We start from the raw sequence: 14357 nt of genomic DNA, 5'->3' as shown, positions 1-14357 counted from the left end.
AATTTCCGGCCTTTCTCCGTGCAGCTCCGCGATCTCCGCAACTCCGTGGTCAGAAACGGTGTTCCGGCTCATCGCGCATTTCCGCCTGGTGCTTGCAGCGATTGTGGTGAATCCATGCAAAATCCAGGTAGAAGGGAATTCTGAAAGTTCATGGCAGAATCATTTTTCGGCAGAATGACTTTGAAACATTTCGGCTGATGAATCATCCTGCCAAAGTCAGTTGCGGCGATGCTCGGTGACTTCGGTGCGTTTCGTTGGAAAGGCTTTATCGCCGATGTTGACCGAAGACACTGAATTTCGCCGAACAGTTATTTCCTGAATTTTGCACCAAAGCTGGCTAAAACCGCAATTCAAGCGGTTCAAACAATTGTTTTGATTCATCCATTGGGTGGTGCAAGAAATTTTTGCACGGCTGGCATTGCTTTGAACTCCGCTAGGAGTGGGATGATTATAGCAGTGCGCCGCTCAAGTTTTGAAAACTCCGTAGGAGTGAAATGTGCTTCTCGTCAAATAATCGAGGCTTGTATCAATGAAATGCGACATGTCACTCCTACGGAGTTTGAGAATGGTGGTAGCTTGGAATCTACTATAAACATTTCACCCCTAGCGGGGTTAGTGAGAGTGCACAACCGATCACAATTGACAGTGCCCTTTGGTGCAAAATTCAGGTATTTACTGCATCGCATAAGCTTTGATTTGCAGCTTGTCTGCAAATCAGGATGGAACGTGAAATCGAATTCAATTACATGGACAACCAGCCCCAAGCGGGCGAAATGTAACAGCGAAGGGCAACGCCCCGGGAATCGGTCAATCGAAACATTTGGAAGCTCGAACAGAGCGTTATTGGGCCACGTCATGAATGCCGCCCCGGCAGAGCTTGGTAAGATGGATTTCATTGGTTCCCTGGGCCTTGCCCGTGGGCTGTTATCTGCGACCCCGTCGGGGTCGATTAAGCCTTTCGTGAAAAAGCGGCGTGGATTTAGCGTTGCGGTTTTAAAGAAAGCGAGTCCCATGAGAAAAAGACTGTTGCTCCTGATGTTGCTGGCTGCGGCTGCCGCATTCGCCCAGGTGGCGGAGGGGCCGCAACCGCAACAATTGACCGCCGCCGGCCGGGAGTTCATGCAACCGGTATGGTCGCCAACCGGCGAATGGATTGCGCTCACCGGGCCGAATTATGACGGCATCTGGCTCATCCGGCCGGATGGCAGCGGCCTCGAGCAATTGACCGGCGAGGTGGGGGTGGGTTACAAAATGAGCTGGTCGAGTGACGGCCGCTTCCTTGCAGGCCGGGTGACGCGCCGGCACAATCAGCGGCGACAACACGCGCTGCAAGTCTATGACGTCGCGACCAAAACCGGCACGGTGATTTCCGCTGAACGCAAACGCATGCCGGGTGTGCCGCAATGGGTGCCTGGGCAGGGCCGGCTCGCGCTGTGGACCGGCGGCCGGGTGGAGTATTTTGAAGTCGCTTCGGCCCCTCAGCCGGAACCTCCGACTGCCGCGCCGCGGCCTCTGGTTTTTGCGACGCCGCAGGGTGTGCTGGTAACGGGAGCCGGGGTGACGCCGCGGGTGGTGCAGCCGATGGCGGGTGAAATCATCAACGCCGAGCTTGCGCCGGACGGCACGCGCCTCGTTGCGGAAGCCCTGGGCAGCCGGCTGTTTGTCTGCTCACTGACCGGCAGCGACCTGGTGGAGCTCGGGCGGGGCGAACGGCCGCATTGGTCGCCGGACGGGCAAAAGATCGGGTTCATGGTCAGCGAGGATGACGGACATCGCCTGCAGCAGGCGGATATTTACACCGTCAACCCGGACGGCAGCGGCCGGGTGAATGTGACGGCGACCGCCACACAACTGGAGATGAACTGCAGTTGGTCGCCCGACAGCCGGCAGTTGGTTTATGATGAACGCCGCAGCGGTGCCATTTGGGTGATGAGGTGGAACCGGGTGCGGGAATGAGGCCGGTATGTGCCGCGCAGACGTGGTGTGGCAGGTTTCAAGAAACCGGAGGCAGAAAAATGTATCGTCGCAGTTTGGCTTTGCTCCTGCTGGCTGGTGTGGCAGTCCTGGCATTGGCCTCGTGCACCAGGGACTATGTCACCGGCAAATCGACTTTCAATCTCATGAGTGAATCCAGCGAGATTGCGCTGGGTCGGGAGGCGGATCCACAGATCGTCGCTGAATATGGCCTGTACCAGGATGCGAATCTGACCGCCTATGTAGACGGCATCGGTCAAAGCATTGCCCGTGTGTCGCAGCGGCCGAATTTGCAGTACACCTTTCGCGTGGTGGACAGTCCGATCGTGAATGCGTTTGCACTGCCGGGCGGTTATGTTTATTTCACCCGCGGCATCCTGGCACATTTCAATTCCGAGGCGGAGCTGGCCGGGGTGATGGGTCACGAAGTTGGTCACATCGTGGCGCGGCACGGTGCCGAACAGCAGTCCAAAGCACAACTCGCGCAGCTTGGCCTGGGCTTGGGCAGCGTCCTGTCCGAGGATTTTCGCCGCCTGGGCGGCGTGGCAGAATTGGGTCTGAGTCTGATCTTTCTGAAATTCAGCCGCAGCCAGGAATCGGAATCCGATCTGCTGGGGGTGGAGTATTCCACCCGGCTGGGCTACGATGCCCGGGAAATGGCCGGCTTTTTTCGCACCATCGCACGGCTGAGTGATACGGGCGGCGGCCGCATGCCGGTGTTCCTGTCCACGCATCCGGATCCCGGCCAGCGCGAGGTGCGCGTTGCCCAGCTTGCCGCCGAGTGGCAGGCCAAGATTCCCTACACGCCCAAAAAGCTGGATCGCAAGGATTATTTGCGCATGATCGATGGCATCGTCTATGGCGAGGACCCGCGCCAGGGCTTTGTGGAAAACAACGTCTTTTATCATCCCGAACTGCGCTTCCAATTTCCCGTGCCGGCCAAGTGGGCGTTGCTGAACTCGCCGAGCGTGGTACAGATGATGAACGCCGAGAAGAACGCCATGATCGAGTTCAGCCTGGGCCGCGGTGACAGCCCCAGGGCGGCGGCGGGCAGTTTTGTGCAAAATGCACAGGCCCGGGTCATTCGTGAACAAGCCACGCGCGTGCACGAGCTGCCGGCGTACGAAGTCGAGTCCCAGGTGCAGACGCAGAACAATCTGTTGCATCTGCTCTCCTACTTCATCCAGAAGGGCGAGGCGATTTACGTGTTTCACGGCTACACCACCAACGCGCTTTATGCCACGCATGCCGCGACCTTCAAAAGCGTGATGACCGGCTTCGAGGAATTGCGCAATCAGGCGGCGCTGCAGAAGCAGCCCTTGCGCGTGCGCATCGAGCGGGTGGAAAAGGCCGGCGATTTGGCGGGCGTCCTGCGCGGCTACCGCATGGAAGAGAAGCAGCTCAACGAGCTGGCCATTCTCAACGGCATGAACCTGCAGGACCAGGTCAAACGCGGCGACTACATCAAAGTGATAAGATAGAGCGCGCTTGCCGTCCCCGTCTGGCGCGGGCGTGAGTCTGCTCGCGCGACGGGATTTACAGGATGAAAGAAGTTGGGTTTTGTGTGCCGCGTCAGGGAAAACAGGCCGCACCGATGGCGCCGGGAGAAGCGCATAACTGCTGTGCCATAAACCGGGCCTCGCGGAGGGAACTGATTGACGTTCTTCTCTTTCAGCGCGCGGCGAAAACGGCTTCCGGAGCGCACGGTTTATAACTCCCTCTCGCCCACAAACTGCAGGCTCGAGAAGAGCGGCCCGGGGCCGCCTCCCGTCGGCAGATTGCGCTGATGACGGCGATGACAGGCATGCCTGTTTGGGTTTTTTGAGACCGCGTGCGATGCCCAAGCATCGCTGCCAAGCTGAAGTAATCCCCGGCCACGTGTGGCGTGGCGCACGCCTCGCTGTCTGCAGACAGGAGCTTTGCGCAGCGTCGCCACACGCAACTGAGGCATTACCTTGCAAACTGAAACGCGAATTCGAACCCTGGACAGGAAAATTGTCACGATCCGGGAAATTTTACAGCACAGACAGCAAAGAGAGGCAAACGAAAGTGACGCCGGAGCAGCTTTTTACGGAATGGGGCGGGGTGTTGGAGGATGGCTTCACGGTGATGCATGCGCCGGTGCGGCATTCGCCGGCCGGCACGCCCTATTTGACACAGCCGGGCGTGGTGCTGGTGTCCCGGCCGCAGGTCAAACTGGCGGGTTTGCGGGCCTTCCTGGCGGGCTTTGATGCCAACCTGCAATTTGACCAGTATCTCGACGACCCCGAGCCGCTGGCGCCTGGCGCGCAATTGTGCAAAATCGCCGGACAAACCTGTTACGCCAGTTTCGGACCGAAGCGCACACGCAACGAGCAGGCGGCCCGCTATTTTGAAAACCTGCTGAGCAGCGGGCACGGCTCAGTGCTGGAGCACGCCACTTATTCCTTTCTGCTCTACGGCATTTCCCGCAGCCTGACGCATGAGCTGATCCGCCATCGTGCCGGCTTTGGTTACTCACAGTTGTCGCAGCGCTACGTCTCGGGGCGGGTGTTGCGCTTTGTCGAGCGGCCGGAGTTTCAGGATGGCGGCGCGTTGCACCAGCAGTTCCTGCAGCGCATCGATCGCAGCCATGCCGAATATCATGCCCTGGCCGCGCGCCTGCTCGCCGCGCAGCAGGCGGGCACGGCCCTGCTCTCCGCCGAGGCGGCGACCGATTTGCGCAAAAAAGTCAATCAATCCGCGCGGGCATTGCTGCCCAACGAAACCGAGACCATCGTGGTGGTGACCGGCAATGTGCGTGCCTGGCGGCATTTCATCGAGATGCGCGCCAGTGCCCATTCGGAGCTGGAGATTCGCGGCCTGGCGCTGCGCCTCTTTCTCTGCCTGCACCGCCTGGAGCCACTGCTGTTCGGTGATTATCAACTGGCCCCCCTGCCCGATGCCACCCTCACGGTGAGCACGGCTTATCGCAAAGTTTGAGGCGCGGCAGGCAGCCGTGCGCGGGCCGGCTTCAGTTGCCCGCACAGAAAACAAAGCTGTTTCGGTGCGCGTTTCCCTTTCCCGGGCGCGCACATGAACGTTCTGCCGAATTCGCTGCGCGGTGGACACAGCAGGAGCGCTGGCCGCCGCGCCCGGCAGGCGATGCTTTCCGCCTTTGTCCTTGCAAATAAAGCGCAAATTTGTTACCCTGCAGCCATTTGTCATCCGCTTGACATGATGATTGCCGCGGACCAACCCGCGCAGGAGGACATGGAACAGGACGCCTTGCTTCACAAAATCTGGCGGGAAAACGAGCTGCCGCTGCTGGCGCGTTCGCACCGCTTGTATGAAGAGGTTGCCGAGGCAGCGCAACACGGCCGCGCAGAAGCGGTGTTCACACAACTCTGCCGCTGTTTGCGCCTGCCTGCGACGCAGTGGGCCGTTGCGGCGCAGCGCGTGTGGGAGGGCCTGCCGGAGAAACCATCATCTTCCGAGGCCGCTGAATTCAAAGCCCTGCTGGCAGCCGCCCAAGCCCGCCATGACAACGCCGCCCAGCGCGAGCAACTGCGGTTGTGGCTCTGGCGCCGCGTGGTGCGCTCCGGCAAGGCCGAATTGATTGCCAGCCGTTTTTTTGCGGACGCGCATCTCTTCTATCGCACGCTGCGCGACGACAAGCTGATTGCCTGGTATGGCACCCGGCAGGTGGAATGGCCGGTGCAGCTTCTGCTCGGCCTGTTTCTCGGTGGCGGCGAGGAAACGGAACGGTTGCGGCTGAAACTCTACTGGCCCACGGCGCGGCTGCCGGAGGATTTCCAGCCCTCGCGCCGTGAGAACCGCGCGCTGCGGCGGCTGTGGGAAGCCCGCATTCTGGTGCGCTTCGGCAGGTGGACGCATCTGCATCCCGAGATCATGCTGTTGTTGCCGGAAATCTCCTCGTTCACCGCGCCGGTGTTCGAGTGGGACGGCGACACGCTGGTGGCCCACATGCCGGACGGCCGGCGCTGGCCGGTGACGCCCTTTGCCCTGGCTGCTTTGATCTTTGACGAAACCCTGGCCTTGTTTGGCCGCGATCGCCAGGGCTGGTGGCGCAATTTTGCAGGCTATGCCGCGGCCTATCTTGCCCGTCCCGAGGACGTGGCCTCGCATTTCATCCTCAAGGCGTGTGATGATCTCGGGCTGCATCTCATGCGCGAGGCCGGCAGTCCGTTTTTGCACGAATTGGCCGGGGCGATTCAATATCTGGAAGCGCTGCGCGCGGCGCTGTGAAGCAGGAGGGCGAAGCGGCGCCCGGAGGGGCGTGGCAAGGTTTCAGGAAAAAATCTTCTCTCACTCCAAGCGTCTCTGATCGGCGCGTGTGAAAATCATGAAACTGAATTTGCGAATTTTGCTGGCGGCTGCCGTGCTGACCGGCGGGCTGCCGTCGGCCGTTGCCGCGACCGGGGAAACCACCCTGCCTTTCGAGGTGGATTTTGCGCGCTTCCGCATGAATGATCACGTCGCCCTGGTGGAGGTGTACATTGCCGTGGCGCGCAACCGCCTGCAGTTTGTTGCCGCGGACGAAAAATTGCTCGCCTCCTTCGAGTCGCGCGTCACCGTCGCCGTGGGCGACAGCGAGGTCATCGATTACCGCTGGGTCGAACACACCATCGCCGCGGATTCCGCCGAGATCAGGCCCTCACAGGTGTTGTGCACCCAGGCCGGCTTCCAATTGCCGGTCAACAGCTACAATGTCACGGTCAGCGTCAGCGACCCGCGCTCCGGGCGTTCCGGCACGCGGTCGTTCCGGCTGGTGGTGGAGCCTTACGCCGCCGGCCAGCTCGCGCTCAGCGATCTGGAGGTCGCCTCCCGCATCATGCGTGACACCACGCGCTCGCGTTTCTACAAGAACAACCACACCGTCATTCCGAATCCCGGCCGCACCTATGGCGCGGCCATGGCGATGCTTTATACTTATGCCGAAATCTACAACCTGACCTTCCCCAGCGACAGCACTTACTCCGTGCGCTATCGCGTGCTGGATGATCAGGGCCGCGAGATCAAGACGCTGCCGGTCCGCCACCGGCCGGTGAATGGCAGACAGTTGGTGGAGGTGGGTGGCTTCAACGTGATGGCCTTGAGTGCGGGCGCCTATGTGCTGGAGGTGGAGGTCACGGATCACGCCAGCCGGCAAAAGGCCACCGGCCGCCAGAGGTTTTACGTTTACCGGGAGGAGGTTCGGCCGCAGCCGCAAATATCGGCGCAAGCCGCCGGCTACGATTACCTGCTGAATCTCTACCGCGAAGTTCCCGAAAGCGAGCTGGATGAAGAATTCAAGACCATGCGCTACCTCGCCTCCACGGATGACGTGAAAATTTTCTCCGCGCTCGATGTGGCTGGCAAGCGGGCCTTCATCGCCAAATTCTGGCAAACTCGCGACCAGACACCGGAAACCCCGCAGAACGAATTCCGCGAGGACTATCTCCGGCGCGTGCGCTTCGCCAATGAGAGCTTTTCAGGTTTGCGCAAGGGCTGGCAGACCGACATGGGGCGCGTGTTGCTGCTCTATGGCCAGCCGGATGAAGTCGAGCGCTTCCCCAGCAGCAGCGAGAACCGGCCATATCAGATCTGGCACTACTTCGAGATTCAGGGCGGGGTGGTGTTCATCTTTGTGGATGTCAGCAACTGGGGGGAATTTCGCCTGGTGCATTCCACTGCGCGCGGCGAGCTGTCCGATGATGACTGGCAGCGCTGGATCAATCCCGGCCGCTGAGTCACGCTTGGCAGCAGCGGCCGGGCCGGGCGGGAGGTCGCCGTTTGATCAAGGCGCATCCAGACGTCTCACTCCCGCGGCGGGGTGTGTTTGTTTGCCTGCCGTTTTTGTTCGTGCTGGTGGCAAAATCTCTCCAATATAGTGGCCAGCACGTCGCGGGTGGCGCGTCCGGGCGTGAGGGCGATGCGCACGACCTGGCCGCCGGCGGCCTGCACCAGCTCATGGCCGACGATTTCGTGGATTTGATAATCGGCCCCTTTCACCAGCACCTCGGGGCGCAGGCGGTGAATCAGCTCGGCGGGGGTGTCCTGCTCGAAATAAACCACGTAATCCACACATGCCAGTGCGGCAAGAATCGTGGCGCGATCCTCCTGCGGCACGATCGGCCGCCCCTCGCCTTTCAATCTCCTCACCGACTCGTCGGAGTTGAGTCCCACGACCAGGAAATCCCCCAGCCTAGCGGCCTGCTGCAAATACTCCACATGTCCGCGATGCAGCAGGTCAAAGCAGCCGTTGGTGAACACCATGCGCTTGCCGTCGCGACGCCAGGCCGCGCGCAATTCCAGAAGTTCCTCCAGAGCGATCAGTCTTCCCATTGCAGATGCTCGGCAATTGTGGCGAGGAGCTTTTTCTTGTCGATGGGCACGGCCCCGACTTCCGCGACCACCACGCCGGCGGCGTAATTGGCGAGGGTGGCCGCCTCCAGAACATCGGCACCCGCGGCCAGGGCGAGCGTGAGCGTGGCAATCACGGTGTCGCCGGCGCCGGAGACATCATGCACCTTGCGGGCGCGCGTCGGGATGCGCAGCATGTCACCCGGACCGCGAAACAACGCCATGCCTTCGGCGCCCAGGGTAATGAGCACGTAACGGCAGGCCAGGCGGTGCAGCAGCAATTCCCCGGCGCGCCGCAGTTCCTCTTCGGAATGCAATTTGGTGCCCAGCACTTCCTCCGTCTCTTTGCGGTTGGGCTTGAACAGCGTCACGCCGCGATAGTCGAAGAAGTGGTTGAATTTGGGATCGACGGTGATGAGGCAATTCCGCTCGCGGGCGAGCGCGATCAAACGGGAAAGCAGGGGCTGGACGATCACACCCTTGTTGTAATCTTCGATCACCAGGCCGTCCAGTTGTGGCATCAAATCACACAGGTGCGCGAACAGCTTGTCCTGCATGCTCTCGCCAAGCGGGGCACGGGATTCGCGGTCGATGCGCACAACGTGCTGGTTGTGCGCAATGATGCGGGTCTTCAGGGTGGTGGGCCGGCTGCCGTCGGTGAGCATGCCGGCGACCGGGAAGCCGGCTTCCTGCATCAGGTTGAGCAGGCGGCTGCCGGCGCTGTCGTCACCCACCACGCCGATGGGATGGGGAATGGCGCCGAGTGAGGCGAGATTGTTGGCAACATTGGCCGCGCCGCCCAGTTGCTCGGTTTCGCCGGAGATATCGACGATCGGGACCGGTGCTTCCGGTGAGATGCGCGACACTTCGCCCCAGAGGTAGCGGTCGAGCATGAAATCGCCGAAAACAGCAATCCGCCGTCCCGCCATGGCCGCCAGGCATGCCTGCACTTGTGAAGGTTTGAGATCGAGCATGTTTTTTGCTTTTGCAGGGCGCAATATAGCCAGCGCCGCGCTCGTGAGCAACAGGAAAAACGCTGCGCTCCACGCCGGCGCTGTCGCACCTTCGTGGCAGGCGCCGAAATGAGGCTTGACTCTGAGCGGGGATTTGGTTACTTTGCCGCAACAATTTTGCCGAACAGCCCTTGCCGGCCTCCACGTCCGTTTCAACAGGCAACTCGCGGTGAAGCTTAGGGGAATGCGACCACGTCGTTTTGCCCCTAATTTTTTTTGCGCCCGGCCGGGCAAGACAGTCTTCCGACAGAAAAAATCGCGACGCGGAGAATCGCTGGATGGTGCTTTTGCCAAAGCCGCGCAAACCACGTGTTTTCGCATACCAGCCTCGTTTTCTGCAATCACGCTCGGTTGAGCTTGAACCCCCAGTCAGCGCCCCACGGGCAGGGCCACGCCGGTTTTCAGCGCCGGCTGCCCGTCGCCTCCCGGTGTGGCGGTCTGTCATCCTGCTGCTGGCGCTGAGCGGGTTGTTTTGGTATCTGCGCACGCAGGTGCCGCCGCTGCCCAAAGCGGAGATCACCGTCGAAGATCTCGCGCCGTGACCGGCAGAGGAGGCCAATCGGCTGCTGACGGCCGGCGCGTAAGGAGAGTTTGGGTTGCCAGCGCTCAAGAAACCGCAAAACTGGTGGCAGCGCCTTGTTGCCGGCGTGCTGGAGTTCTTCAGCGGGCTTGAGATCAAATACAAGCTCAGCATCAACATCGCCATCATCGTCGTGATGGTGATCGTGTTCTTCAGTGCGCTCATCCTGCCGATCCAGCGTCGCGTGCTGGACAACGCGACCATGGAGACGTGCACCTACCTGCTCAAAAAACTCAGCCAAAGCATCTACAGCAGCCTGTTGCTCAACAACCGCACCGAAGTGCAGCTCGAAGTGACCCGGACGCGCCAGATGGGCGTCAAGGGTCTGCAATACATCCTGATTTTCGACCGCACCGGCGCCCTGATTGCGACTTCGGATTCCATCAAGACCGGTCTGGTTCTGCCGCCGGCCACGCTCGAGGCCCTGGCGCGGCAGGAAACGGTGACGGTGCGCGAGGATGCTTCCTACTACGAATTCTACTATCCCATCACGGCGCGCATGGATGCCGGCGCCGCACGCAAGCCGCTGCTGGGGGTGGGCTGTGTCGGCTTTGCCAGGCAGGTGCTGACCGAGCCGATCATTCACACCCAGCGCCGCATTCTGGCGATGGCGGCGCTGGTGATCGTGATGTCGGTGTGGGTGATCTATTTCTTCGCGCAGAAGATGGTGGACGAGATCCACGCGCTCTCACGCGCCGCGCGCGAGGTCGGCAATGGCAACCTGGAGGTCAGCCTGCAGCCGCGCAGCAATGACGAGCTGGGCCAGCTCGCGCGCGAATTCAACAACATGATCATCCATCTGCGCGAAAAACTGCAGATGCAGAAATTCCTGTCCAAACTCACCGTGCAGATGATCCACCAGCGCGGCGGTCACCGGGTTGAGCCCTATGAGGGCGAGCGCCGCAATGTCACCATCCTGTTTTCCGATATTCGCAACTTTTCCGCCATCGCGGAGGATTCCGAGCCCGAGCAAATCGTCAAACTCATCAACATCTATTTTGATCTGCAGACCCGCATCATCGAGGCGAATGGCGGAGTGGTGGACAAATTCATGGGCGATCAGATCATGGCGGTGTTTCAGGGGCCGCGCATGATCGAAGAGGCGGTGCGGGCCGCCACCGAAATCCAGCGGGCCGTCAAGGAGCTCAACCGCCAGCGCCGCGCCGCCGGCGAGGTGACGTTCGAGCTGGGAATCGGCATCAATCAGGGCCTGGCGGTGATGGGCAACATGGGCTCGAAGAACCGCATGGACTATACTGTCATCGGCGACGTGGTCAACATTGCCAACCGCCTGTGCAATCTCGCCCGCAGCGGCCAGATCATCGCCGAGTACAACATCGCCCACAGCTTGAATGGCGCCTACATCATCAACCGCCTGGACTCGATCGTGGTCAAGGGGCGCAGCAAACCAGTGGAAATCGGCGAAATCGGTTACGAAAGGGATGACGAGCTGTGAGAGTGTGCTTCCCCAAAGACCGCCGCCGGCGGCAGGCCGTGCGCAACGGCGTTGTCAAGGTCGTGGGGGTGCTGGCCTTCCTGCTGACGGGCACTACCCTGCCGGCGCAAGCTCTGTTTGACAATGACGGCCGTGCGGCACGCATGATCGGTCTGGGTGGCGCACACCTCGTTGCCGCACCCGACCCCCTGGCAGCGGCATGGAATCCCGCTCTGCTGTCCGCGCTGCGCGAGGCGCAATTTGCCTTGAGCCTCGAGCAAGCCTTCACCCTTTCCAGCGCGGGCGCCGCCGGATTTTGGCCGGCGCTCGGCGGCTTCGGTCTCACCGTGATGAAGCTGTCCGATGGCCGCCGCGAACTCGAACGCTTGAGCCTGGGCTGGGGCAAGACCTGGACGCCTTTCTTCTCGTTCGGACTGTCTTTGCACGGCAACCGCAGCGGCCCGCAGACCAGGGCGGAAACTTTCACCACCGCCACCGTTGGTTTCATTCTGCATCCTTTTAGCGGCCGTTTGCCGGTCTCCGAGGAGCTGGGCAGTCCCGTCGCCTTCAATTCGCCACTACCGCCCTATCGCTTTGCGCTGTCGCTGCAGGCCAGCGATATTGCCCTGGGGGAGCGACGCCTGCGAACCTATTACAAAAGCAGCATGGCGCTGCGCCCCGCGAAACGCGCGCCGGCCCTGTTTGCCTCCCTGGAATGGCAGGAGGCAGAGCCCTTCGCGCGGCTGGGCTTGGCGGTGCCTGTCCTTCCCAATTTTGCGCTCTATTCCTCCCTGGTCGATTTCAAGAGCCGGCGCAGCGCCGTGGGGCTGGCGCTGCTCAGCGAGCGCTCTGCCTTTGACCTGACCTACTCTTTCGCGGATGCGCACGTGCGCGGCGGCATGAGCATGCGGCTGGGGCCCAATCCGGTGAGCCGGGCGCAGCAGCATTACGAGGCCGGCACCAGGCTGGCGGAGGCGCAAAACTATCGCGCCGCACTGCGCCAGATGCGGCACTATCACGTCTATGAGCCGGAGGATGCCAGGCTGCAGCAGCTGCTGCGCGCCCTGCAAATCAAAGTCGAATCCGAAGACCGGCAAATTCGCACGCTGCTCGACGAGGCACGCGCCTATGAGCACAAGCACTGGTACATCAGTGCCGCGCTTAATTATCTGCAGGTGCTGAAAATGGACCGCCGCCACCCGCACGCGCGCAACCGGCTGGCCGTGCTGCAGCCGCGGCTCGACATTTATCTCAACCAGCTCTACACCCGCGGCGTGCAGGCCTTCGAAGCCGGCAATTACGAAGTCGCGCACAAGGCCTTCGACAACATTTTGCTCGTCCGCCCCAACTACCCGCGCGTGGAACACTATCTGGCGCAGCTCCGGGAAATACGCGCCAAACAGGCGGAGGAGATTTTCCTGCGCGGATTGGGCTACTACAGCCAGAAGAACTACCGCAAAGCCATCGCGGCGTTCGAAGAGGCACTCAGCCTGGCGCCGCAACACGAGGAGGCGCTCGCCACCATGGAAAAGGCGCGCGCCGGTCTGGCGCAGCAGAAAAAGCAGAATGACCAACTGTTCGCGCAGGCACAGCGCTGGCAGCAGCGCCGGCAATATCTCACCGCCTACAATCTCTACCGCCAGATTCTCAACAATGACCCGGACTACGATGCCGCCCGCCACGAGATTCAGGCGCTGCAGGGCCGCATCGATGAATTCATCGCGGCACGCATGCAGGCCGGCGAGCGGGCCTTTCAGCAGGGCGACCTCGCCGCCGCCGCCGAGCATTTCGATGCCATTCTCGACATGTCGCCCGGCCATCGCGAAGCCGCGGCCTACCGCCAGCGCCTCGCCGAGGCCAGGCGCACCCGCATCGAGGGTTTGATGCGGAACGCCATGTCTCTCTTCGATGCGCGTTTGTGGCAGCGCGCCGTGGAGGCCTTCGAACGCGTGCTCGACCTCGATCCCGCCAACAAATTCGCCATCAGCAAGCGCAATGAAGCCCTGTCAATGATCAACCTCAAGGATTTGTATGAGCAGGGTGAGCGCTACTACAACCGCGGCCAGTTTTTGCAGGCGATGGAGCTGTTCGACCGCGTGCTCGCCCGCGATCCCAATCATGCCGAGGCCAAGCGCTATCTCGACAACGCACAGCGCCAGCTCAATCTCGTCATCGAACAACACTTCAACCGCGGCCTGAGCCATTATGCCAATGAAGACTACGACAACGCCATCAAAGAGTGGGATCGCGTGCTCGCCCTCAACCCCGATCACGCGCAATCGCGGCAGTATCGGGAGCAGGCGCGCCAAAAGCTCGAAGCGCTGCAAAAACTCATGAACCCCTGACGCCGCGGCAAGATTGCGGCGGCGGACCGCAATCTTGGTTTGACAAGGACGGCGGATTTTGTATCTTGCGCTGCCCAGCCGGCCTGCGGCGGGAGTGGCATCCGGAGATACACCATGGAAATCAGCATACGCGCGGCGGCCAGCAGTGACATCCCCGCCCTGCAAGCTCTCATCCCGCTGTCGGCACGCGCCCTTAGTCAGGGTTGGTATACGCCGCAACAGATCGAAAGCGCGATCCGATACGTCTTCGGGGTGGACAGCCGGTTGATTGCCGACGGCACCTACTATGTCGCGCTCGGCAACGGTGATTTGGTTGGTTGTGGCGGCTGGAGCAGGAGGAAGACGCTGTTTGGTGGTGATCAAATGAAGGCGGACGAGGATCCGCTGCTTGATCCCGCGCACGAGGCCGCGCGCATCAGGGCTTTTTTCGTGCATCCGCAATATGCACGACGGGGCATCGGCCGGCTCCTGATCCAAACGTGTGAAGAGGCCGCCCGCGCCGCCGGTTTTTCACGCATGGAACTGGCAGCCACGCTGCCGGGGGAGCCGCTTTACGCGGCCATGGGATATGTCGCCGTGGCACGCTTCGCTCATCTCACACCCGATGGCACCTCGCTGCCGCTGGTGCACATGGCCAAGTCACTTGTGCCGGCGGTCACACCGCCATGACCGTCTGGCTGCCGGAG

Annotated in this window: 10 protein-coding genes; 8 read left to right on the top strand and 2 right to left on the bottom strand. The window is 61.3% G+C overall.

The genetic code is table 11. The features are described 5' to 3' along the window. Window positions 1–1011 precede the first annotated feature (1011 nt). The 5 genes from ONB52_19710 to ONB52_19690 all read left to right on the top strand — a co-directional run bounded on the left by ONB52_19710 (window position 1012) and on the right by ONB52_19690 (window position 7684). Window positions 1012–1956 (top strand): hypothetical protein, encoded by a 945-nt coding sequence (locus ONB52_19710; protein ID MDZ7418359.1) that lies wholly within the window; start codon window positions 1012–1014, stop codon window positions 1954–1956. Between the two features lie 59 nt (window positions 1957–2015). Next, on the top strand, window positions 2016–3455 hold the full coding sequence (locus tag ONB52_19705) for a M48 family metalloprotease (GenBank protein MDZ7418358.1): 1440 nt from the start codon (window positions 2016–2018) through the stop codon (window positions 3453–3455). Window positions 3456–3969: 514 nt separating this feature from the next. Beyond that, on the top strand, window positions 3970–4935 hold the full coding sequence (gene thyX, locus ONB52_19700; GenBank protein ID MDZ7418357.1) for an FAD-dependent thymidylate synthase: 966 nt from the start codon (window positions 3970–3972) through the stop codon (window positions 4933–4935). A 234-nt stretch (window positions 4936–5169) separates the two neighbouring features. Beyond that, on the top strand, window positions 5170–6201 hold the full coding sequence (locus tag ONB52_19695; GenBank protein ID MDZ7418356.1) for a hypothetical protein: 1032 nt from the start codon (window positions 5170–5172) through the stop codon (window positions 6199–6201). A 97-nt stretch (window positions 6202–6298) separates the two neighbouring features. Further along, window positions 6299–7684, top strand: a complete 1386-nt coding sequence (locus ONB52_19690; protein MDZ7418355.1) for a GWxTD domain-containing protein — start codon at window positions 6299–6301, stop codon at window positions 7682–7684. 68 nt (window positions 7685–7752) lie between these two features. On the opposite strand, the gene rfaE2 is transcribed toward ONB52_19690, so the two are convergent. Together rfaE2 and rfaE1 are read right to left on the bottom strand one after the other, a co-directional pair. Continuing rightward, window positions 7753–8280 carry a D-glycero-beta-D-manno-heptose 1-phosphate adenylyltransferase gene (rfaE2, locus tag ONB52_19685; protein MDZ7418354.1) on the bottom strand — a complete coding sequence of 176 codons (528 nt, stop codon included), beginning with the start codon at window positions 8278–8280 and terminating at the stop codon, window positions 7753–7755. Beyond that, entirely contained in the window at window positions 8268–9272 is a 1005-nt protein-coding gene (gene rfaE1 / locus ONB52_19680) for a D-glycero-beta-D-manno-heptose-7-phosphate kinase (protein MDZ7418353.1), read from the bottom strand. The genes rfaE2 and rfaE1 overlap by 13 nt, the downstream gene beginning before the upstream one ends. A gap of 635 nt (window positions 9273–9907) precedes the next feature. On the opposite strand from rfaE1, the gene ONB52_19675 reads away from it, so the two are divergent. The 3 genes from ONB52_19675 to ONB52_19665 all read left to right on the top strand — a co-directional run bounded on the left by ONB52_19675 (window position 9908) and on the right by ONB52_19665 (window position 14340). Next, window positions 9908–11347 carry an adenylate/guanylate cyclase domain-containing protein gene (locus tag ONB52_19675; protein ID MDZ7418352.1) on the top strand — a complete coding sequence of 480 codons (1440 nt, stop codon included), beginning with the start codon at window positions 9908–9910 and terminating at the stop codon, window positions 11345–11347. After that, the gene (locus ONB52_19670) at window positions 11344–13671 is read left to right on the top strand and encodes a tetratricopeptide repeat protein (protein MDZ7418351.1); all 2328 of its coding nucleotides are present in this window, start codon (window positions 11344–11346) and stop codon (window positions 13669–13671) included. The genes ONB52_19675 and ONB52_19670 overlap by 4 nt, the downstream gene beginning before the upstream one ends. 114 nt (window positions 13672–13785) lie before the next feature. Then, window positions 13786–14340 carry a GNAT family N-acetyltransferase gene (locus tag ONB52_19665; GenBank protein MDZ7418350.1) on the top strand — a complete coding sequence of 185 codons (555 nt, stop codon included), beginning with the start codon at window positions 13786–13788 and terminating at the stop codon, window positions 14338–14340. Window positions 14341–14357: the final 17 nt, after the last annotated feature.

It is taken from the genome of candidate division KSB1 bacterium (assembly GCA_034506255.1).
GTDB classification, from domain to species: domain Bacteria; phylum Zhuqueibacterota; class Zhuqueibacteria; order Zhuqueibacterales; family Zhuqueibacteraceae; genus Coneutiohabitans; species Coneutiohabitans thermophilus.
This window is presented reverse-complemented; position numbering and strand designations above follow the sequence as displayed.

Bases quoted from the DNA above. Each gene is read 5' to 3' on its own strand.
- ONB52_19710 (MDZ7418359.1), top strand. From the start codon at position 1,012: ATGAGAAAAAGACTGTTGCTCCTGATGTTGCTGGCTGCGGCTGCCGCA.
- ONB52_19705 (MDZ7418358.1), top strand. From the start codon at position 2,016: ATGTATCGTCGCAGTTTGGCTTTGCTCCTGCTGGCTGGTGTGGCAGTC.
- ONB52_19695 (MDZ7418356.1), top strand. From the start codon at position 5,170: ATGATGATTGCCGCGGACCAACCCGCGCAGGAGGACATGGAACAGGAC.
- ONB52_19690 (MDZ7418355.1), top strand. From the start codon at position 6,299: ATGAAACTGAATTTGCGAATTTTGCTGGCGGCTGCCGTGCTGACCGGC.
- rfaE2 (MDZ7418354.1), bottom strand. From the start codon at position 8,280: ATGGGAAGACTGATCGCTCTGGAGGAACTTCTGGAATTGCGCGCGGCC.
- rfaE1 (MDZ7418353.1), bottom strand. From the start codon at position 9,272: ATGCTCGATCTCAAACCTTCACAAGTGCAGGCATGCCTGGCGGCCATG.
- ONB52_19665 (MDZ7418350.1), top strand. From the start codon at position 13,786: ATGGAAATCAGCATACGCGCGGCGGCCAGCAGTGACATCCCCGCCCTG.